Annotated in this window: 22 protein-coding genes, 1 pseudogene and 1 riboswitch; of the genes and pseudogenes, 9 read left to right on the top strand and 14 right to left on the bottom strand. The window is 53.2% G+C overall.

Going from position 1 to position 18,204, the window contains the following annotated elements; genetic code table 11:
- The first annotated feature begins 2 nt into the window (after positions 1 to 2).
- From MIH19_RS10690 to dmeF, 6 genes and pseudogenes are all read left to right on the top strand, one after another.
- Positions 3 to 437 (top strand): biopolymer transporter ExbD, encoded by a 435-nt coding sequence (locus MIH19_RS10690; RefSeq protein WP_249008834.1) that lies wholly within the window; start codon positions 3 to 5, stop codon positions 435 to 437.
- Complete coding sequence (locus tag MIH19_RS10695; RefSeq protein ID WP_249008835.1) at positions 434 to 1,192, top strand: energy transducer TonB; 759 nt, start codon at positions 434 to 436, stop codon at positions 1,190 to 1,192. The genes MIH19_RS10690 and MIH19_RS10695 overlap by 4 nt, the downstream gene beginning before the upstream one ends.
- 121 nt (positions 1,193 to 1,313) lie before the next feature.
- Complete coding sequence (locus tag MIH19_RS10700) at positions 1,314 to 3,503, top strand: TonB-dependent receptor (RefSeq protein WP_249008836.1); 2,190 nt, start codon at positions 1,314 to 1,316, stop codon at positions 3,501 to 3,503.
- 118 nt (positions 3,504 to 3,621) lie between these two features.
- Positions 3,622 to 3,753, top strand: a pseudogene (locus MIH19_RS10705) (DUF411 domain-containing protein); the annotation flags it as partial.
- Positions 3,754 to 4,092: 339 nt separating this feature from the next.
- Positions 4,093 to 4,371 carry a metal/formaldehyde-sensitive transcriptional repressor gene (locus tag MIH19_RS10710; RefSeq protein ID WP_249008837.1) on the top strand — a complete coding sequence of 93 codons (279 nt, stop codon included), beginning with the start codon at positions 4,093 to 4,095 and terminating at the stop codon, positions 4,369 to 4,371.
- A 54-nt stretch (positions 4,372 to 4,425) separates the two neighbouring features.
- On the top strand, positions 4,426 to 5,370 hold the full coding sequence (gene dmeF, locus MIH19_RS10715; RefSeq protein WP_249008838.1) for a CDF family Co(II)/Ni(II) efflux transporter DmeF: 945 nt from the start codon (positions 4,426 to 4,428) through the stop codon (positions 5,368 to 5,370).
- 44 nt (positions 5,371 to 5,414) lie between these two features.
- On the opposite strand, the gene MIH19_RS10720 is transcribed toward dmeF, so the two are convergent.
- The 3 genes from MIH19_RS10720 to MIH19_RS10730 all read right to left on the bottom strand — a co-directional run bounded on the left by MIH19_RS10720 (position 5,415) and on the right by MIH19_RS10730 (position 6,980).
- Positions 5,415 to 5,972, bottom strand: coding sequence for a manganese efflux pump MntP family protein (locus MIH19_RS10720; protein WP_249008839.1), 558 nt, complete (start codon positions 5,970 to 5,972; stop codon positions 5,415 to 5,417).
- Positions 5,973 to 5,975: 3 nt separating this feature from the next.
- A riboswitch (yybP-ykoY riboswitch) is annotated at positions 5,976 to 6,148 on the bottom strand.
- Between the two features lie 82 nt (positions 6,149 to 6,230).
- Positions 6,231 to 6,581, bottom strand: a complete 351-nt coding sequence (locus MIH19_RS10725; protein ID WP_249008840.1) for a DUF3147 family protein — start codon at positions 6,579 to 6,581, stop codon at positions 6,231 to 6,233.
- Between the two features lie 120 nt (positions 6,582 to 6,701).
- Positions 6,702 to 6,980, bottom strand: coding sequence for a metal-sensing transcriptional repressor (locus MIH19_RS10730; RefSeq protein ID WP_249008841.1), 279 nt, complete (start codon positions 6,978 to 6,980; stop codon positions 6,702 to 6,704).
- An 81-nt stretch (positions 6,981 to 7,061) separates the two neighbouring features.
- On the opposite strand from MIH19_RS10730, the gene MIH19_RS10735 reads away from it, so the two are divergent.
- Genes MIH19_RS10735 through MIH19_RS10745 form a run of 3 tightly spaced genes read left to right on the top strand, consistent with a single transcriptional unit; the run spans position 7,062 to position 8,895 of the window.
- On the top strand, positions 7,062 to 7,424 hold the full coding sequence (locus MIH19_RS10735) for a hypothetical protein (RefSeq protein WP_249008842.1): 363 nt from the start codon (positions 7,062 to 7,064) through the stop codon (positions 7,422 to 7,424).
- Positions 7,425 to 7,470: 46 nt separating this feature from the next.
- The gene (locus MIH19_RS10740) at positions 7,471 to 8,205 is read left to right on the top strand and encodes a HupE/UreJ family protein (RefSeq protein WP_179888212.1); all 735 of its coding nucleotides are present in this window, start codon (positions 7,471 to 7,473) and stop codon (positions 8,203 to 8,205) included.
- A 15-nt stretch (positions 8,206 to 8,220) separates the two neighbouring features.
- A complete protein-coding gene (locus tag MIH19_RS10745) occupies positions 8,221 to 8,895 on the top strand; it encodes a hypothetical protein (protein ID WP_249008843.1) in 675 nt (224 codons plus the stop codon).
- A gap of 213 nt (positions 8,896 to 9,108) precedes the next feature.
- Here the strand turns inward: MIH19_RS10745 and MIH19_RS10750 are convergent, their stop codons facing one another.
- The 11 genes from MIH19_RS10750 to MIH19_RS10800 form a co-directional block, all read right to left on the bottom strand.
- On the bottom strand, positions 9,109 to 9,822 hold the full coding sequence (locus MIH19_RS10750; RefSeq protein ID WP_249008844.1) for an RES family NAD+ phosphorylase: 714 nt from the start codon (positions 9,820 to 9,822) through the stop codon (positions 9,109 to 9,111).
- Positions 9,822 to 10,223 (bottom strand): MbcA/ParS/Xre antitoxin family protein, encoded by a 402-nt coding sequence (locus MIH19_RS10755; RefSeq protein WP_249008845.1) that lies wholly within the window; start codon positions 10,221 to 10,223, stop codon positions 9,822 to 9,824. Before MIH19_RS10755 ends, MIH19_RS10750 begins: the two co-directional genes overlap by 1 nt.
- A gap of 423 nt (positions 10,224 to 10,646) precedes the next feature.
- Positions 10,647 to 11,375 carry a hypothetical protein gene (locus MIH19_RS10760; protein WP_249008846.1) on the bottom strand — a complete coding sequence of 243 codons (729 nt, stop codon included), beginning with the start codon at positions 11,373 to 11,375 and terminating at the stop codon, positions 10,647 to 10,649.
- A 246-nt stretch (positions 11,376 to 11,621) separates the two neighbouring features.
- Positions 11,622 to 12,095 (bottom strand): DUF4175 domain-containing protein, encoded by a 474-nt coding sequence (locus MIH19_RS10765; RefSeq protein WP_249008847.1) that lies wholly within the window; start codon positions 12,093 to 12,095, stop codon positions 11,622 to 11,624.
- A gap of 133 nt (positions 12,096 to 12,228) precedes the next feature.
- Positions 12,229 to 12,465 (bottom strand): DUF302 domain-containing protein, encoded by a 237-nt coding sequence (locus MIH19_RS10770; RefSeq protein WP_249008848.1) that lies wholly within the window; start codon positions 12,463 to 12,465, stop codon positions 12,229 to 12,231.
- Between the two features lie 34 nt (positions 12,466 to 12,499).
- Complete coding sequence (locus MIH19_RS10775; protein WP_249008849.1) at positions 12,500 to 14,806, bottom strand: heavy metal translocating P-type ATPase; 2,307 nt, start codon at positions 14,804 to 14,806, stop codon at positions 12,500 to 12,502.
- A complete protein-coding gene (locus MIH19_RS10780) occupies positions 14,803 to 15,027 on the bottom strand; it encodes a hypothetical protein (RefSeq protein WP_249008850.1) in 225 nt (74 codons plus the stop codon). The genes MIH19_RS10775 and MIH19_RS10780 overlap by 4 nt, the downstream gene beginning before the upstream one ends.
- Before the next feature lie 148 nt (positions 15,028 to 15,175).
- Complete coding sequence (locus tag MIH19_RS10785) at positions 15,176 to 15,844, bottom strand: isoprenylcysteine carboxylmethyltransferase family protein (RefSeq protein ID WP_249008851.1); 669 nt, start codon at positions 15,842 to 15,844, stop codon at positions 15,176 to 15,178.
- Entirely contained in the window at positions 15,841 to 16,299 is a 459-nt protein-coding gene (locus MIH19_RS10790) for an ATPase (RefSeq protein WP_249008852.1), read from the bottom strand. The genes MIH19_RS10785 and MIH19_RS10790 overlap by 4 nt, the downstream gene beginning before the upstream one ends.
- Positions 16,300 to 16,433: 134 nt before the next feature.
- Positions 16,434 to 17,786: an APC family permease gene (locus tag MIH19_RS10795; protein WP_249008853.1), complete on the bottom strand. Its 1,353-nt coding sequence runs from the start codon at positions 17,784 to 17,786 to the stop codon at positions 16,434 to 16,436.
- A gap of 11 nt (positions 17,787 to 17,797) precedes the next feature.
- Positions 17,798 to 18,151: a hypothetical protein gene (locus MIH19_RS10800; RefSeq protein ID WP_249008854.1), complete on the bottom strand. Its 354-nt coding sequence runs from the start codon at positions 18,149 to 18,151 to the stop codon at positions 17,798 to 17,800.
- Between the last annotated feature and the right edge of the window lie 53 nt (positions 18,152 to 18,204).

Raw genomic sequence — 18,204 nt, forward strand, 5'->3', positions numbered from 1 at the left:
TCGTGAGATTGTTAGGCAATGCTCAATCGACGACGTTGACCGTTCCGATTGCCGGTAGCGAAAAAACACTGCTGTCCCGGGTGGAGGACAACCTGTTGCCGCTGATCAATCTGGTTTTCCTGTTGCTGATGTTTTTTATCGCGGTAGGCCAGATGAGCTCCACATCCCTGCCCGACCTTCCGGGCTCCAGCGCTCAGCAAACGCCCACAAAACCCCGGGCGGATCTGGTCGTCAAAAGTTCCGGTGACTGGTTCGTTGATGGCCAGTCAATCACCGAAGCCCAATTACTGCATTTGCTGCCCCCACCCAATAACGAAACGCCTTTGCGCATTGGAGCCAACCGCTCCATGCCAATGGCAGCTATGGAAAAACTGTTTCAGCGATTGGAAAGCGGTGGCTACAAGGACATTGTCTTACTGGTCCAGCCCGGCTCATGAGTACACGGACGCATCTATTTATTCTGCTGGCAGCAATCGGCCTGACGGGAACGATACTGCTTATCGTACTATTCACGGCACTTTCCACGGCACAACCGCTGATCACGATCCCCGAGGGTAAGGACCCAGCCGACCAGACGCGTTCGATTCGCATTACACTGGCCGACCGGGCATCCGAACCGGAATCGGCTACGCAACCAGTAGGCGAACCAGCTCCAAGGCCGGAACCGAAACAACAGGCCGGACCTCCACTCAAAAAACCAGCGCCCAAACCCGACCCGATGCCAGAGCCAGAGCCAGAGCCAGAGCCAGAGCCAGAAAGTGTCCCTGTCCCGGTTAAGAAAGCAAGCAAGCCAGTTGTAAAAACCAGCACCAAGCCAGCGGAAAAAGCGGTTACTGACCTATCCGAAAAAGTAGCAACGCCAGCCCAGCTCACAAAAAAACAGCTGCGCGCCGGGGCATCGCTGCAGACGGACAGCTACCTTGCCCAGCTCGTGCGCCACTTGAGCGCCTACCGGGACTATCCGCGTCGTGCCCGGCGACTGGGCCTGGAGGGAACGCCTATCGTAGTGTTCGAATTTAATCGGGCGGGTCGACTCCTGAACTATCGCCTGTTACAAGGCTCATCCCACCGCATACTGGATGACGCGGCGCTGAATATGCTGCAAGAGGCGTCACCGTTTCCGCCAGTACCAGATCACATGACCAGCGAGACTTTCCGCTTCCAATTGCCGGTCTCGTTCCAGCTCCGTTAAACACACGGCAACAGATTGGCAAATACGCGAAACCAAAAGATAAGAATTAGTGCTTGTTGTTAATGATTAACATTCGTATAGTTGCCCCTCTGATTTTAACCCGTTGTAACAGGAGAGCAACATGTCTGCGCTTTTTTCCCGAAACCTTCTGGCACTGTCGATCCTTTCCGCCTCTGTGCCGACCATGGCCCAAGAGCATAGCCTCAACGAACTGGTCATCATCGGTGATGATGCGTCCGCATCCGCCCTGCCCGGTTCCGCCCATGTGGTTACCAGCGAAGACCTGGAAACCATGAAGTACACGGACATTCACAAAGCCGTGCGAGAGGTGCCAGGGGTTTACCTGAAGGAAGAGGATGGCTACGGCCTGCGCCCGAACATCGGCATTCGTGGCTCAGGCTCCGGCCGCTCTTCCAAGATCACACTGATGGAAGATAACGTGATGATCGCTCCGGCGCCCTATTCGGCGCCAGCGGCTTACTACTCACCAACGTTCGGCAGAATGAACGGAATCGAGGTTCTGAAAGGGCCAGACCTGCTGCGTTACGGCCCCTATACGGTGGGTGGAGCCATTAACCTGCGTTCAACACCAATTCCCTCATCGGAAGCTGGTCATGTAACGACCGAAATCTCGGAAAATGCAGGCAAACGCATTCACAGCTGGTACGGCAACAGCACCGACAACGCCGGATTCGTGATCGAAACCTTCCAGGACGAAACAAACGGCTTCAAAGAACTGCAACAATCCAGCCGTGATACCGGTTTCGAAAAGCAGGACTACGTTGCCAAGGCGCGCTTTAATTCCGACGCCTCCGCTGACGTTTACCACCAGCTCGATCTGAAGTTCCAGTACAGTGAGGAACTGAGCAACGAAACCTACCTTGGGCTAACCGACGACGACTTCAGGCGTGACCCGAACAAGCGTTACTTCCTGTCCCAGCTCGATAACATGGACAACCGTCACAAGGGCTACTCCGCCAGGCATCTGGTGGAACTGACTGAAGACCTGTCACTGACCACCACGATCTACCGCAACGAGTTCAAGCGCAACTGGTACAAAGGCAACTTCAATAACCTGATTGAAGCCGCCAACAATGGCGACCAGACTGCCTACAACCAGCTGCAGGGTACCGAGCCCGTTGGCCCGTTCACACTGACCAACGGCGCACGGGAGTACCTGTCCCAAGGTATCGAAGTGAAAGCCGACTATGGCCTTACACTGGCGGGTATGCGCCACGACATTACCATTGGTGCCCGCGTGCACGAAGATGAAGCGGATCGCTTCCAGCCTAAGGATCGCTATGAGCAGGTCATCAACAACGGCCGCCCGGCCTTCGAGTTTGTTGAACAGATCGCACCCACCGGCGGTGATAACCGCATCGACGAGGCCGAGGCCCTCAACCTGTTCTTCGCGGACCGGATCGCCATTAACCCCGACCTGACCTTAACCGCCCTGCTGCGCTATGAAGATATTGAAACCTCGCAGACTCGCTGGAGCACCTCGGAGCGCACATCCGCCAGTGAAACCGAAACTGCCAGCAACAACACCAGCGAAGTGCTGCCCGGTCTTGGCGCAACCTACCGTCTGACCCCGACGGTTACCCTGATCGGTGGCGTGCACCGCGGCATGGCGCCCGCCGGCTCCGGCGGCACCAACGTGGAGCCGGAGTTGAGCACCAACTTCGAGGCTGGCGCACGATATAACGATGATGGCTTGCGTGCCGAAGCCATCGTGTTCTACAGCGATTATGAAAATACCGTGAGAAACTGCTCCATCGCCAATCCCTGCAGCGCCGGCAATCAGATCATTGATTCCGGGACAGTCAGCGAAGGAGAATCGAAGATTCAGGGCATCGAGTTGCTGGCCGCCTCTGAGTTCACGCTCGCCAATGGTCTGACTGCGCCGGTGCAGGCCACGTGGACCTACACCAATGCCGAAGTCACCAAAGACAGCGACGATGGTAGCGTGCGCAAGGGCGACAACCTGGCAGACTTGCCCGAAAATGTCGTATCTGTGCGTGCAGGCCTGCGCGATGGCAACCTCTGGGATGCCTACGTCAATATCTCGTATGTTGACGAAACCTGCATTAACAACAGCTGTGACCGCTCAGGCACTGATAACACATTCCGTAAAACCGACGACTACACCGTGGTGGACCTCTCCAGCAGCTACGCCCTGAACTCATCCACCCGGGTCTATGCCAAGGTCGATAACGTCCTCGATGACCAGGAAATCGTTTCCCGCAGCCCCCATGGCGCCCGACCCAACCTGCCTCGCACGGCCTATGTGGGTATCAGCGTCGATTTCTGACGTCTCAAGGTGGCAAATTCCGTCCTCCGGCGGGTTAACTCAGAAACCAGTAATTGCCCAGAGACTCAATTCTTGATGCCACATCAGCATCAGGGCAACTCACCCGCATGGTGACAAGACAATCGGAATTTCCGTTCCGGGAATGCCGCATGGCACTCCCGGAACGGAAACTGGCCGGCAGGACAGATACGACGTACTGGCTTTCACCGCCACCGATCAAACCGAAAGCGTGAAACGGTACCAATTTTGATACGCCGAACTTTGCCGCTTGGCACCTCTTTTATCTCCTCGTACTCCGCCCTGATGCCCGGCTATCTGCCCGTGCCCACCGGCGGAGTCATTGCTGATTCTGGAACCTGCATAAAAGCTTTTTGGCCGAGCCTTTGCTCTCTCTGTATAGGGGGCTCAACCTTGTCCGCGTCATACGGCCTGGGCGAAGAGGTCAGCTGATAGTTAACTTGGCATCGGAAAATCAGTGCGTCATCCCTCGAACGGTTGTTCATCGTTTCATTGCCAACTTACATTTATAGCTCTTTTCTGTCGTCTATTATACAATACCCCCCTACCCTATAATTTTGACTGGTTACCCATGAGCCATATCACACATAACAAAGCCAAGTTGCTGGGCCGCGTGCGCCGTATACGGGGCCAAGTTGAAGCGTTGGAACGAGCCCTTGATACAGATAAAGGCTGCGGTGAAGTATTACATCAGATCGCCGCCGTCCGCGGTGCCACGAATGGTCTTATGGCCGAAGTCATGGAAGACCATATGCAGATGCACGTCGCTAATCCCGATATCACAAGCGACGCCGAGCGCAATCAGGGTGCCAATGAACTGATGGACGTCATTCGCACCTACCTCAAGTAAACGCGCTCGCCGTGGCTCCCTACTCAACCAAAAGTATTATCAGGACGCGAACATATGCATGAAAAAGATATTTCAAACTGGCACCATGACCACGCTTTTGGGCAAGACCAGAAGCGGTCTGGCGAAAAGCGCACATTAATCGTCGTCGGACTGACTCTGGTGATGATGGTCTGGGAAATTGCGGCCGGCTTGGTGTATGGCTCCATGGCACTGCTTGCCGACGGTCTACACATGGGCTCACATGCGACAGCGCTGGGCATCGCTGCGTTCGCATACGCGTACGCCAGGAAGAACGCCACTAACGCACGTTTCAGTTTTGGTACCGGCAAGGTGAATGCACTGGGAGGATTCACCGGTGCCATACTTTTAGCTGGATTCGCGCTTTTTATGGTGATCGAAAGCGTCGACCGTTTTATGAATCCGGTTGTCATTTCGTTCAACGGCGCTATTTTTGTTGCGGTTATAGGTTTGATCGTAAACGGCGTCTCGGCCTGGATTCTCGGCGATGATCATGATCACAGCCACGCCCATCATGAAGATGAATCACATAGCCACCATCACCACAGCCATCACGATCATAATCGCCAAGCGGCTTATTTCCACGTGCTGGCCGACGCGCTCACCTCTCTCCTGGCCATCATAGCCCTGCTTGCCGGCAAATATGCGGGATGGAACTGGATGGACCCGGTTATGGGCATTGTTGGAGCCATACTTATCACCCGCTGGTCTTGGGGCCTACTGCGGACCACTGCGAGTGTATTACTCGACGAACAGCAAGCAAGTATCATGCAGGACATCAAACGTACGGTGGAATGTGACGATACGCGTGTGAGTGATCTCCATGTCTGGTCGATTGGACCCAATCTGTACGCCGCGATTGTCGCGATTGTTGCCCGCTATCCGCAGTCTCCCGGCCATTACCGTGACCGAATCCAAACCGGCCACTCGTCGCTCGTACATGTGACAGTGGAAGTTGAAACCTGCCCATCGCATTCCTAACGGCGCTGCCACCCAAGTGCGTGGGATAGATTAATGGCTGACAGTTAAAGATTGCCTGACAAGATCCATGCGCCAACGGCAATCAGTGTCAGGCCGCCCATAATTTCAGCCTTCTGGCCGAACAGTGAACCCACCACTCGTCCCAACATAACGCCTAACGTAACCATTACCGTTGTGGCCAGGCCAATTAACCCAGCGGCCAGAAATATGTTCACCTCTACAAATGCCAGGCTTACACCCACTGCCATTGCATCAATACTGGTGCCAAATGCGGTCAAAGCGATCTTGAGAAAAGAATGTCTAGAGGGCTTTTCTATCGCTTCCCTACATGGATTCAGGCCTTCATAGAGCATGTGTAAGCCAAGAGCCACCAATAACGCGAACGCTATCCAGTGACCCCAAATATCCACATAAGACGCGGCGATATTACCGATTAACCAACCGATAAGGGGAGTGATGGCCTCAATTAATCCAAAAATGAGGCCCATTCTTAGCGCTTCGAAGAACCGGGGATTTTTAAGGCTTGCTCCCTTGCATATGGCTACTGCAAACGCATCAGTAGACATTGAAAGAGCCAACAACAGAAGGGCTATGGGGTTCATTCGATGTTCTCCGGCCGGGCGTTGAGTCCACGACATATCGACACGCCCGACCATCAGGCATGGATATATCGATGGTCTCGCCAACCGAGAGGTGTTCGCACCATGGCATTTGGCCAGGTATGTTGACGCGAACTCTTCCGAATACCGGAAGCAGGCTACTCCCCAAAGAGCGCCAAATCTAACACAACCAACGTGTAAATCAAGTGGGAAGGAGATGAATACGCTTCCGCGACCGCAGAATTACCTAAAGTTTTATGGCTATAACAAAATAATGCCAAACCGCTTCATGACGACAGCCAGGACGCTAAAACACACCACGGTGACAATGGCACTTGCCGCAAGAGCCCCCCAGAAGCCAAGCCGCGACAGAAGGAACGGAAAAACCAGAAACATCGGTAACGTGGGCAAAACATACCAGAAGGTATACCAGGCGTGGTTGCTGATTTTTTCAGTTGGTTGATGCTCCAGGTAAAGCCAGATCATGGCTAATACCGTTACCAACGGCAACGCCGCAATCAATGCGCCCAACCTATCACTGCGCTTCGCCACTTCTGAGATCAAAACCACCAGCAGAGCTGTAATGGCGTATTTTGTGATTATCCAGGCCAAATGAAAACCCTCTGAACTCAAACCTGTTAATTTCCCGGTGCTCAGCAGAACCACTAACGAGCGAAGAACAGGTGCCAGTACGTTCGGTGTTTCAGACTATCAAGCATGACCCAACAACGCTTAAAGATAACGGGCAATGGCTTTGAACTCATCAACACGGCTTTTCTGTTCCGGTTCCAGCGGGCCAATCGCATCATCCAGGCAGTGCTCAATGTGGTCCTGTACCAACACCCGCTTTGCCTGTTGAATGGCTTTTTCCACAGCATGGAGCTGCTGCGCCAGTTCCAGGCAGGATCGCCCTGCCTCAATCATTCCTATCACGCTACCCAGATGACCTTGAGCCCGCTTCAGGCGTTTAACAATCTGCGGATGCGAGTGGTGCGTTTGGTCATTCGCCATATTTAATTCCTATCCCCCTAGGGGGGATGCTATCCTCTCTCACCGAATTAATCCAATAGCCTGACTAAAGAACGGACACCTATGGTTACGGCGACCCACCGTAAAAAATTGATTCCACTTTTTGCCCTGCTGCTTGCGCTGGCTGGCATGTCCCTCTCGGCCGTTGGTGAGGCGTCATCTCACGGTATTGCAGAGTTAAGTGTGTTTGTGTCAGCGGGTCACGATAATCATTCACACAGCCACGACGATTTTGACGAAAAGTCAGACAGTCACCAGCATCACGACGCGGGCAATCACAGCCACGAATCCGCGGATCGCCTGACGACCCGCCTCATCCCTGGCTATTCAATCTCACTCCGGCTGCCTATACCCTACGCCGGAGATTCTCCCCGCAGCTTTCGTTATCGGCTCGAACGCCCGCCAAAAACCTCTCTGATTGTTTAAGCCTCGCTGCACCGCAGCTTTTTAAACGAAATTAATTGGAGTCGTTATGTTGTCAACTTTGTTTGACGGCCATTGGCGTGCGCGCACCGCCGCCGGCGGTCGCCGTCTGATCTGGGTATTCCTGACACTGGGTTTGCTCGGAATGAGCGCCGAGGTGCTGGCCCATGCCATTGCCCAGGGAGACAAGGGGTACATCCAGGAAATATCCGGGGTAAACCTCATTGCGTTCATCTATCTCGGGGCCAAACACATGGTCACCGGTTATGACCACCTGCTGTTTCTTTTGGGGGTCATTTTCTTCCTTTACCGCATGCAGCACATTGCAATCTACGTAAGCCTGTTTGCGCTGGGGCATTCCACCACCATGCTGTTGGGCGTGTACTTTAACGTCGGCATAAACAGCTACATTATTGACGCCATCATTGGGCTGTCGGTGGTGTACAAGGCACTGGATAATGTGGGCGCGTATCAGCGCTGGTTCGGCTTCCAGCCCAACACCAAGGCCGCCACCTTGATCTTCGGCTTCTTCCACGGCTTTGGTCTGTCCACGAAAATCATTGAGTACGACATCTCTCCGGATGGGCTAATACCGAACCTGCTCGCGTTCAATGTGGGTGTGGAAATCGGCCAGCTTTTAGCCCTGGCGATGATCCTCATCGTCATGAGCTACTGGCGTAAAACCGATGGTTTTTTCCGCCATGCCTATACCGCCAACGTGGCCATGATGAGCGCCGGCTTCCTGCTCATCGGTTATCAGCTCACCGGCTATTTTGTCGCTTAATTCTGGAGATCTTTTATGTACAACACAGATATGCCCTCACGTAGCGAATTACCCAGCTCCGCGCAGCTGATTCGGTCCACCACCATCGCCGCCATCGTAGCGCTCTTGCTGCTGGTAACCGTGGTGATGCCCTCCGAGTACGCATTGGACCCCACAGGCGCTGGCCGCCTGCTGGGTTTGACAGAGATAGGTGAAATCAAGGAACAGCTCGCGCAAGAAGCCGCACAGATGGTTGCGGTGCAACCCTCCATCAATGAGGCTGAGCCAGAGGCCGTGGAGCCTGTTTTCGAGACAGCCGCGGTTGTTGAAGTTGAAGTTGAGCCTGAGACCGCGCAAAAAGTGGAGCAACCTGCCCCGCCAATGGCCGCCGAACCTGAATGGCAGGACGAAGTCCGTGTTGTCCTCACCCCGGGCGAAGGCACAGAGTTCAAGCTCACTATGCAAGAAGGAGCCGTTGCCCGATTCGCCTGGGTATCCGAAGGCGGCCCTGTCAACTTCGACACCCACGGTGATGGCGGCGGCCAGTCTATCTCCTATGAGAAGGGCCGTGGTGTGCCGGAAGATGAAGGCGAACTGGAGGCAGCGTTTACCGGCAACCACGGTTGGTTTTTCCGCAATCGCAACGATAATGACATCACACTGGTGCTTCGCACCGATGGTGACTATGGTGAGCTGAAAAGGGCGATGTAATAAAAGTAGTCTGAATAATTGCTGTCACGATCGGGCTTATCGTTTTTTGATAGGCCCGACCGGATGCCATCTCGCAATATGCTTTTATTTCACACGCCAGTGCGCCAAAAAAACTCATTGTGGGAGCATGATAAAGTTGGTACTCAAACGACTATAAAACCCTGGAGTGCGGGGCTAATTAGTTTGAATTTGGTATTTGAAAGTCGGCGCGGCCTAACTCACTTCTTGAAAATATTCGTCAGGATTCGAGAGCTTACGAATGTCCACAATAGATCGCCCATCGATGATAAATTCAAAGTGGGTCGTCTGCACAATGGACGCTACATTCTTCGGCGTGAATAACCCCCAACAGGTTTGCCCTGGCGCACGGACAGACCAATACTGAACTCCTTCCGACCCATCGGCCCGCAACTTTGCTCCCATTGCCCGCGAATCCGTGTAGGAGCCAGGATCATAGATCGGATGGCTTTGCTCGACCGTGGTTCCATCGTGAATCGGGTCGCCCGAAAAAACGCATGACAAACCCCGGAAAATTAGTCGGTCAAACGCCAGTCCTTCAACGTTAGAAATATAGGCCTGCTGGTGATAGGCAACTTCCTTGATGGCGGTATCCATCGTATCGGCAAGATACAACATGCCGTAATCACCATTGCTGAAACGGCTTCCATTCGGTGAAACGTGAGTGAAAGGCGCAACAGCATAGGAGCAGCCAGGTATGCCCCAAGGCATATCCTGAGTGTTGATATAGGCCAGTTTGCCTACCTGAGTTGTAAGTCTGGGGTTGGTAAGGGCTTGCAGATCGTAAAGATCCTCAAAGTCTTCCGCGTTTGCCACGTCATCGAACAGTTGTATGGTGGGCAGTCTGGAGTTGACCAACCGGTAACCCTTCTGGTTCGTTAGTATCGTCGCTGGCAGCGCGATACCCATTACCAAAGTCCTCCGCGAAGCGTATCGATTCGCTTGTAGGTTTCATAAAGAGCCCCAAAATCGCCAGTCTCGATAACGGCTAACGGCGCTCTGCCATTGAAAAAAGGGTTGTGGTTCTTCTTGCTCATAAATTGGTACACGTTGTCCTTGTTCTCAAACACGATGCGCAAAGCTTGGTGAATATTCAGCAGATAGCTCAGTCGCGTCAGTTGGTCAGCGTCCAGTTTGGCTTTATCAGGGTTACTGCGGTATCGGTAGAACGTTGCTCGCGGGAGCCTGAGAATGGCCTGCGTCTGCTCAGGCGAGCACCCCCATTTTTCCAGAATATTCATAACCGCTTTCAAGCCCTTAACGCTCATGCGGTTCAGGTCGGCCTGAGATTTCTTTTCTGCTGCCATCATGGTGATGTTATCCCTTGGTACGGCTTAATCATGCCATTTCCCATGGTAGACTAATAAAGTAAATTAGTCCACATCGAGACAATGCCAGACTTGGGATATTACCCGTCGAAATAATCGAAACACGACTGTATAGGCCGCATTCTATCGCTTTGAATCTGCCATGATAAACAATAAAGATGGTAACTTTCGGGCCGGAAACTCGATTTATCGGAGGGTTCCAGATAGCGTGTGAATTAACTAACTCATTGATAAATATTGTTAACAGTTTTTTTATGATCCCACACCAATCATCACTCAGTTTTCGACCGAGAAGTTTGGGCTCAACAACTACAATTGCGAAAGCACAACACCGGCGATTAGCCATTCACAGTTACGCGTGACTTTAACCCTGGTTTCATAGAATAAGAGCAGCAATTTAGATAGTCATTGCACTATTATTATTGATCCTTTTTCGCGGTGCGTGGGCCTCGGATCAGAATGTTCACCAGGCGTCCCAAAGCCTGTCTTTGATTGAATTTGCTGAAAATCACGGACATTTTCACGACTCGTCCCATTATCACCTCCACCTGGATTCCGTCGAGATGACTGACGGGGATCATCAGCTGCCCCGTCGGTCTTCGCGTGGAAGACGCCGATGCGCTTCGAAACCAACCACCCAAGAAACATCCATCTTGTGGAATAGGCCAGCAACATTGGCAAGACTACCCACTGGGCGAGCGGCAATATTCCTGTGCCGGTCACAGCAAGTTCGGGCATTTGTTCGTTGTAGCTCCACCGCTGCCCGTCTCCGGTTGCCCAATACTCAAAAACGATTGTCACGATCAGTCCGACGCAGAGATAGACCAACAGAGTCGACCGGCTCCAGGATTTCGCCACCCAGAACCAATCCCGGGATACACATGCCGCCATCGTGTAAGCGCCAAAGGCTATATTCGCGTCTCCGAGGGTCGCACGTGTACAGAGCCAGACTACGTCCCAGTGACGCGCTTCGGCCATACCAAGGAAAAACGGTACTTGTGCCATTTCCCAGAAAAAATGCAGAAAGAAGCTTACACCCCAGACCATTAGAGCGAGCACGGCTGCGGCCATTGGCCGGCGCGAAATCTTTAGAAAAACCATTGCACCTCCAACAGGGCCAGCGGCTTCCGACATGGATCAAGTCGCCAAACAATACCTTTCGAATTTTATTACGTTTCAGTTTCGGAGAGTTAACCGCACAGATTGAGGACATCTGCGCACGCGTCGGGATTGAACCTGATGGTGAACATTCCATAATCGAAACCGTCGCCACAGCCATCGGGGCCGCTTAAGCCCAGAGGCTTTCGGGACAGCTTCAGCGTGAGGCTTCGAAGTGTCCAGAAAGCTCGGGCATTCCAGATGATCGTCCATGTCAGAGAATTATTTCGAGCGGCCTTGCAACTCCTGCTGATGCTCCAGCATTTGCTCCATCATCAACTGCATCTGATCCATGCGTTTTTCCATAAATTGGAAGCGATCCTCCGGTTTAATTGCAGGTTGACCCTGGCTGGAATTCCCCTGCATACCTTGATCATTCATCATTCCCTCGCCTTTCATCATTCCTTGGCCATTCATCATGCCTCGGTTGCCCATCATACCGTCCCGCATCATGCGCATCTGCTCTTGCATGCGATCCATATGCTCCTGCATGAGCTCTTGATGGTCTTGTCCGGAATTTTGCCGCATCTGGCCGGTCATATCCTGCATGCGGGACATATTCTGCTGCATTTCCTGTGTTTGTTCTAAGGACATCATCATGCCACCGGACCTCTGCTGGTTATCTGAACCCTGCGCCCAGACAACCGGTGTGGCCATAATCAACGAGATTGCGATTACTTTGGTGAAACTCTTCATAGCGAAGCTCCTTAACGAGGTCGATTTGCGACATATCCAGTTAACTGCACCCACCTGAATCGGACCTGAATTTATCCTCAAATCAACCTCTGGATTGCTGTACATCAATTTTTTTGGCTGGTCGATTCAGCCGTCAGATTGCGTTGATAACTTCAGACAGCGTATCTCTCACCTCACCCGCAACCTGCTTGAGCTGCTCATTGTCGATTGCGCTCATGGATGAAACGGGATCAACCGCACTGACTTCAACACCCTCGGCTGTCTCGCGAAGAATAACGTTGCATGGCAACATTGCTCCTACCCGAGGTTCTACGCCGATCGCTTCCCAAGCCATGTTTGGATTACATGCACCGAGAATTGTATAAGACATACACATCTCCTTTTCCGAGGGAGGTTCCATCAGCCTAGTCGTCTGATAGTTTCACTACCCTCAATCGTAGGGCGTTCGTGATGACGCTTACCGAAGACAGCGACATAGCCGCAGCGGCAATAATAGGCGACAGCAGGATGCCGGCAACTGGATACAAGACCCCCGCCGCAATCGGCACGCCGACGGCGTTGTAAACGAACGCGAAAAACAGATTCTGCCGAATATTGCGCATGGTTGCCCGCGACAACTTCCGCGCTTCTACAATGCCCATCAAATCACCGCGCAACAGCGTAATACCCGCGCTTTCGATGGCCACGTCAGTCCCTGTACCCATGGCGATGCCAACGTCTGCGGTGGCCAGGGCTGGCGCATCGTTCACACCGTCACCTGCCATCACAACAATGCGACCTTCGTCCTTCAGGCGCTGAATGATCTTGCCCTTGTCTTCCGGCAGTACTTCCGCTTCCACTTCATCAATATGGAGCTTGCGAGCCACGGCTTCGGCGGAAGTCCGGTTGTCCCCGGTCAGCATCACCACCCGGATACCCTCTTTCTGCAGAGCGGCTATTGCCGCTTCCGTGGTCTCTTTGACCGGGTCCGCAATCGCCAGCAACCCACAAACACTGCCATCCACTGCGGCAAAAATAACGGTGGCACCATCCTTTCGAAGCTGGTCCGCCTCTTCCTCAAAGGCGGAGGTATCGACGCTTTCTGATTCCATCAGCAATCGATTGCCAAGCAGAACCTTTTTTCCGTCGATCTTGCCGGTCACACCTTTACCGTTCGGAGAGTCGAAATCCTCGGCGTCCGGCAGTTTCAACTCCATGGTTGTGGCTTTATCGAGAATGGCGTGTGCTAAAGGATGCTCGCTGCCCTTCTCCAGGCCACCGGCGTATCGCATCAGATCCTCATCGCTGAAACCGTTTGCCGGCACCAGCTTCGTCACCTGGGGTTTGCCCTCGGTCAGGGTTCCCGTTTTATCCACCACTACGGTGTCTACTTTCTCCATGCGCTCCAACGCTTCCGCATCCCGGATCAGGACGCCGCTCTGGGCGCCTCGCCCGACACCGACCATGATGGACATGGGAGTTGCCAGACCCAAAGCGCAGGGACAGGCAATAATCAGCACGCTCACCGCCGCGATAAGACCAAAGGCCATGGGCGGCGTCGGCCCGAAGACCGACCAGACGATAAATGCAATGACCGCAATGAGAATAACCACCGGCACAAACCAGCCAGCCACTTTGTCTGCCAGGCCCTGAATCGGCGCACGACTGCGCTGCGCGCTGGCTACCATCTGCACAATCTGGGACAGCATGGTGTCGCGTCCCACTTTGTCGGCGCGCATAATGAAGCTGCCCTGTTGATTGATGCTGCCGCCAACCACTTGGTCGCCCGTCTTTTTACTGACCGCCAAAGGCTCCCCGGTCACCATGGATTCATCCACATTCGAGCTGCCTTCAAGGACTTCGCCATCCAGTGGCACCTTGTCGCCGGGGCGAACCCGTAAACGATCACCCACCTTTATCTGATCGAGCGAAACGTCGGACTCGCTATTGTCATCCTCAAGTTTTCTTGCGGTGGCGGGCGCAAGATCCAACAACGCTTTGATGGCGCCCGATGTTTTTTCCCGAGCCCGTAGCTCAAGCACCTGCCCCAACAAAACCAGCACCACAATAACGGCGGCTGCTTCGAAATAGACGGCGACCGAACCATCTGCCTGCTGGAACGCGGCAGGAAATAGCTGCGGCGCCAGGGTCGCTACCAGGCTGTAGATCAGAGAAACGCCCGTGCCAATGGCAATAAGCGTGAACATATTCAGATTGCGGCTGAGGATCGATTTCCAGCCGCGGACAAAGAAGGGCGCGCCGCACCAAACGACCACTGGCGTGGCTAGAACTAACTGAATCCAGTTGGATATTTGCGGCGACACAATTTGGTCAATCTTGAAAAAGTGGCCACCCATTTCAAGCAAAAATACAGGAAGCGCCAGGGCCAGACCGATCCAGAACCGACGAGTCATGTCCGTGAGTTCTTCGGAGGGCCCGTCGTTAAGGCTCACTTCTTCCGGCTCAAGCGCCATTCCACAGATCGGACAGTCGCCCGGGCCTTGCTGGCGGATCTCCGGATGCATCGGACAGGTGAACATGGTGCCAGGAGCTACCGGCTCTTCTTGTTCACTCTTGTCACCGAGGTACTTTTCCGGAGCGTCATTAAACTTTGACTTGCAGCCGGACGAACAGAAATACCAGGTCTTGCCCGCATGCTCGCTGCGATGCTCTGCGGTATGGGGGTCGACCGACATCCCGCACACAGGGTCTTTTGATGAATGCTCACTCATTCTGAGCTCCTGTTTTTATCCGCAGGCCAGCCGGCAAAAGCGATGAAATACAACAGCGCCAGGTTGACCATCGGAATGAGTATCAGAATTCCCAGCCAGCCTGGATATCCCGCACGCTGGCATATTCGCCAGACCGGTATGACGACTACAATCGCAATCACCAGCATCCAAAGCCAGTGCCCGGCCCACATGGTGTTTCCAAACATGTTCTCGTCCATCATGGTATTTCCTCCCTTTCAAATTGTAGACGTTAATGGCGGGAACTGGTTGTGCTATTTTTTGAGGACATAATTCGACTATCCTTTTTTGGTTATCATCTTCAATCCAGAAGACCCGATTTTAAATCTTGTATCTAGATCAAGTAGGGACTCATACAGTCTTCTCATCATTGCCGGCTCGCGAAGCAGCCGCGAGTTGGCGCCAGCTGCCCCAACGAGGGATAAACATCGGTACTTGCCGCCTATAGTTGCGATAAGCGTCTCCGAACTGTTTCAGTACTTGCTGCTCCTCACGTCGAGCCAGCCAGGTGTGAACGAGCACGATCACCGGAAAAAGGCCTACCGAAAATAGCGTTGGCCAATGCACCACGCCTTCTCCAAACAGAGCAATGAACAGCCCTGTGTACTGGGGATGCCGCACATACGCATACAACCCGTCTGTTACCAGGCGATTTTCTCCTCGCGCCTTGTGAACCTGGCGCCACCCCTGAATAAAGAATCCTATTCCGGTAAATGCGATTCCGTAGCCAAGCAACATTGAGACAAGCATGCCGGTTTCGCCAAGCCCAACCAGGGTCGACCATAGACTGGCGCTAACATACTCGCTGTCCAGACCGAAAAAGCGCACCAGCAGATAAATAGTAAGCGGAAAACCGTACATTTCAGCATAAAGCGCTATGATAAAAGCCTGCACCACACCGGCACCGGCCCACTCTCGCCAGTTCTTTGGCGCAAAATATCGATAAAAAAACCAAGACACCAAAACGATAACGATCAGTGCAATGCCCCAGGCCCCAGCGTGGTTGAAGGACTCGTTCATAGATCGTCCATCCGGCCAACCTGACTAGCCAGGCGCTTCGACTCGTTTATTTCCATCGTCAATAGTGACTCCATTAGCTCTTTGACCTCCGGAATCTCTGCTTTCCCGACCAGTGTTTGGTAGAGATCGATTATTTGATCGTGAAAATCGAACACCTCACGGCGGATACCATCGAAATCAAGCGTTGAATAGGGCTCGTCACAGGTTCGGTGAGTTTTAATAGGGTTATGGTAAAGGTAGTCATAAACCCTTGTTTCCAATGCATTGTTGTCTGCCTGGCGTTCAAACTCGTTCACAATACGTTCAATTTCGGACTCATGAGCGGCCAGGTAGTCCAGAAGCGCCCTCGCCCGTTCTTCCTCATGCCGTGTCGCACAGTGTGAAAGGCAGCGCGCCAGGTGTGCATGCAGATCACTTGTCCAGCCGATCAGCTCCCTAAACGTTTTAATGTCCATTCGGATTTACCTTTGATGTGTGTTGCGTTCCCGCTTTGAATGACCGGCATCCATAGCCAATGTCCAGCCCACATGGGGTTTCCAAACATATCGCGGTCCATCATGGGATTACCCTCCGATTTACACTGTGAATATCAGTGATGGTGTGCATTAGACTCATCACTGTTCATCGCCTTACGTCTGGCGGAAGACTTCAGGAATATCTGCTCGGCAACCGCAATAACAATCATCGTGACCACAGCCACACCGATCACAAAAGGGTCAGAGTTCAATTTAACCCAAACAAAACCGCCCAGAACCACCAGATCCAGAACGATCGCCACGGCGGGCACCCACCTCTTGGCCTTCACATCCTGATACAGGTAGCGCAGCACACCCCAGTGAATCGAGATGTCCATAATCAGATAAAAGATAATACCGAGGGCCGCAATCCTTGATAGATCAAAAAAGGCGGTCAGAACCAGGCCCAGCACCACGGTATAAACAAGCGTGTGTTTCTGGATGCTACCCGGCATACCAAAGTGGCTGTGGGGTACCAGTTTCATCTCAGTCAACATGGCCAGCATGCGGGAAACCGCAAAGATACTGGCCAGAATGCCCCCAGCGGTCGCCATCATGGCAATCGCCACGGTGAACCACAGACCATAATCACCCAGTGCCGGACGTGCTGCGGCAGCCAGGGAGTAATCCCGGGTCTCGATGATTTCGGCGAGGGACAGATTGCTTGCAACGGCAAAGCCCACCAGGGTGTAAATAACCACGCAGGCGGCAATGGAGATCACAATGGCGCGACCAACGTTACGTTTCGGGTCTTTCACCTCGGCGCCGCTGTTGGTGATGGTGGTAAAACCTTTGAAGGCCAGAATACCGAGGGCTGTCGCACCCAGAAAATTGCCTACAACACCAGTTTCGCCACTGCTGGAAAAGTCGACCGCAAGGCTGTCGGCCAACCATACACCCACCAGCCCGAAGGCAAGAATGCCCCCAATTTTGAGAATACCAATGAACGAAGCGACGCCCTGAATCCAGCGATTGCCCAGCAGGTTGATCATGAATGCCGCCAAAATAAGCGACACGCCCAGTATCGGCACCATGCGACCGCCTTCATCACCCCCGAACAGTTGCATGGTGTAAGACCCAAACGTCCGGGCCAGAAAACTCTGGGCAATCACCATTGAGAAATACATCAGTAAGGCATTAAACCCCGTCGATAAGCGATCGCCGTAGGCCTTGTGCAGATACATGCCAATGCCACCCGCTGACGGGTAGGCATTGGAGATTTTGATATAGGAATAAGAACTGAAGGAAATAACAATGGCGGCCGCCAGAAAAGCCAACGGAAAGAGCGCACCTGCCATTTGCGCCATTTGTCCGGTAAGCGCGAATATGCCGGCGCCAATCATGACACCGGTGCCTAGCATGACCGTTCCTGGCAGCGTCAGGCTGCCTTCCTGATAGCGCGAGGTTCTATCCTGGTCCTTGCTCATGCAACTTCCTTTTATTTTTTCATCGGTGGGATTTTTGAACAGCAAAAGGGATCAAGGTTGGCGTTGGCTCGGAGGTTTTCATCGCCGAATCGGTACCCTGCTAGTTTTCTGCGCTCCCACCAACCGCCCGTCAGATGGCCGCCGTGCGATCCAACCAGTTCAATCAGAGCATCGGTCGACCAATGGGTGGCATCAAAAGTGACAATCAACTGATTTTCCGATTTTCGCTCGGCAAAATCGACGCACGGATGATGATTCAGCTCGTCAATGAAGTCCTCCCACTGAGGTTCAGTAAGGCCCTGAACTGTGAGTTTGCGTCGAAGCAGAAATTGAGCCTGGTTTGTTGCTTTATGAGCTTTCGTCATGAATTTCCCCTGTCAGCCGGTGTTCTCAGCCTCTATCACAACACGCCAGGCTG

The organism is Marinobacter sp. M1C (genome assembly GCF_023314135.1).
Taxonomy (GTDB): domain Bacteria; phylum Pseudomonadota; class Gammaproteobacteria; order Pseudomonadales; family Oleiphilaceae; genus Marinobacter.

Bases quoted from the DNA above. Each gene is read 5' to 3' on its own strand.
- MIH19_RS10695 (WP_249008835.1), top strand. From the start codon at position 434: ATGAGTACACGGACGCATCTATTTATTCTGCTGGCAGCAATCGGCCTG.
- MIH19_RS10700 (WP_249008836.1), top strand. From the start codon at position 1,314: ATGTCTGCGCTTTTTTCCCGAAACCTTCTGGCACTGTCGATCCTTTCC.
- MIH19_RS10710 (WP_249008837.1), top strand. From the start codon at position 4,093: ATGAGCCATATCACACATAACAAAGCCAAGTTGCTGGGCCGCGTGCGC.
- dmeF (WP_249008838.1), top strand. From the start codon at position 4,426: ATGCATGAAAAAGATATTTCAAACTGGCACCATGACCACGCTTTTGGG.
- MIH19_RS10720 (WP_249008839.1), bottom strand. From the start codon at position 5,972: ATGAACCCCATAGCCCTTCTGTTGTTGGCTCTTTCAATGTCTACTGAT.
- MIH19_RS10730 (WP_249008841.1), bottom strand. From the start codon at position 6,980: ATGGCGAATGACCAAACGCACCACTCGCATCCGCAGATTGTTAAACGC.
- MIH19_RS10735 (WP_249008842.1), top strand. From the start codon at position 7,062: ATGGTTACGGCGACCCACCGTAAAAAATTGATTCCACTTTTTGCCCTG.
- MIH19_RS10740 (WP_179888212.1), top strand. From the start codon at position 7,471: ATGTTGTCAACTTTGTTTGACGGCCATTGGCGTGCGCGCACCGCCGCC.
- MIH19_RS10745 (WP_249008843.1), top strand. From the start codon at position 8,221: ATGTACAACACAGATATGCCCTCACGTAGCGAATTACCCAGCTCCGCG.
- MIH19_RS10750 (WP_249008844.1), bottom strand. From the start codon at position 9,822: ATGGGTATCGCGCTGCCAGCGACGATACTAACGAACCAGAAGGGTTAC.
- MIH19_RS10755 (WP_249008845.1), bottom strand. From the start codon at position 10,223: ATGATGGCAGCAGAAAAGAAATCTCAGGCCGACCTGAACCGCATGAGC.
- MIH19_RS10760 (WP_249008846.1), bottom strand. From the start codon at position 11,375: ATGTCGGAAGCCGCTGGCCCTGTTGGAGGTGCAATGGTTTTTCTAAAG.
- MIH19_RS10765 (WP_249008847.1), bottom strand. From the start codon at position 12,095: ATGAAGAGTTTCACCAAAGTAATCGCAATCTCGTTGATTATGGCCACA.
- MIH19_RS10770 (WP_249008848.1), bottom strand. From the start codon at position 12,465: ATGTCTTATACAATTCTCGGTGCATGTAATCCAAACATGGCTTGGGAA.
- MIH19_RS10775 (WP_249008849.1), bottom strand. From the start codon at position 14,806: ATGAGTGAGCATTCATCAAAAGACCCTGTGTGCGGGATGTCGGTCGAC.
- MIH19_RS10780 (WP_249008850.1), bottom strand. From the start codon at position 15,027: ATGATGGACGAGAACATGTTTGGAAACACCATGTGGGCCGGGCACTGG.
- MIH19_RS10785 (WP_249008851.1), bottom strand. From the start codon at position 15,844: ATGAACGAGTCCTTCAACCACGCTGGGGCCTGGGGCATTGCACTGATC.
- MIH19_RS10790 (WP_249008852.1), bottom strand. From the start codon at position 16,299: ATGGACATTAAAACGTTTAGGGAGCTGATCGGCTGGACAAGTGATCTG.
- MIH19_RS10795 (WP_249008853.1), bottom strand. From the start codon at position 17,786: ATGAGCAAGGACCAGGATAGAACCTCGCGCTATCAGGAAGGCAGCCTG.
- MIH19_RS10800 (WP_249008854.1), bottom strand. From the start codon at position 18,151: ATGACGAAAGCTCATAAAGCAACAAACCAGGCTCAATTTCTGCTTCGA.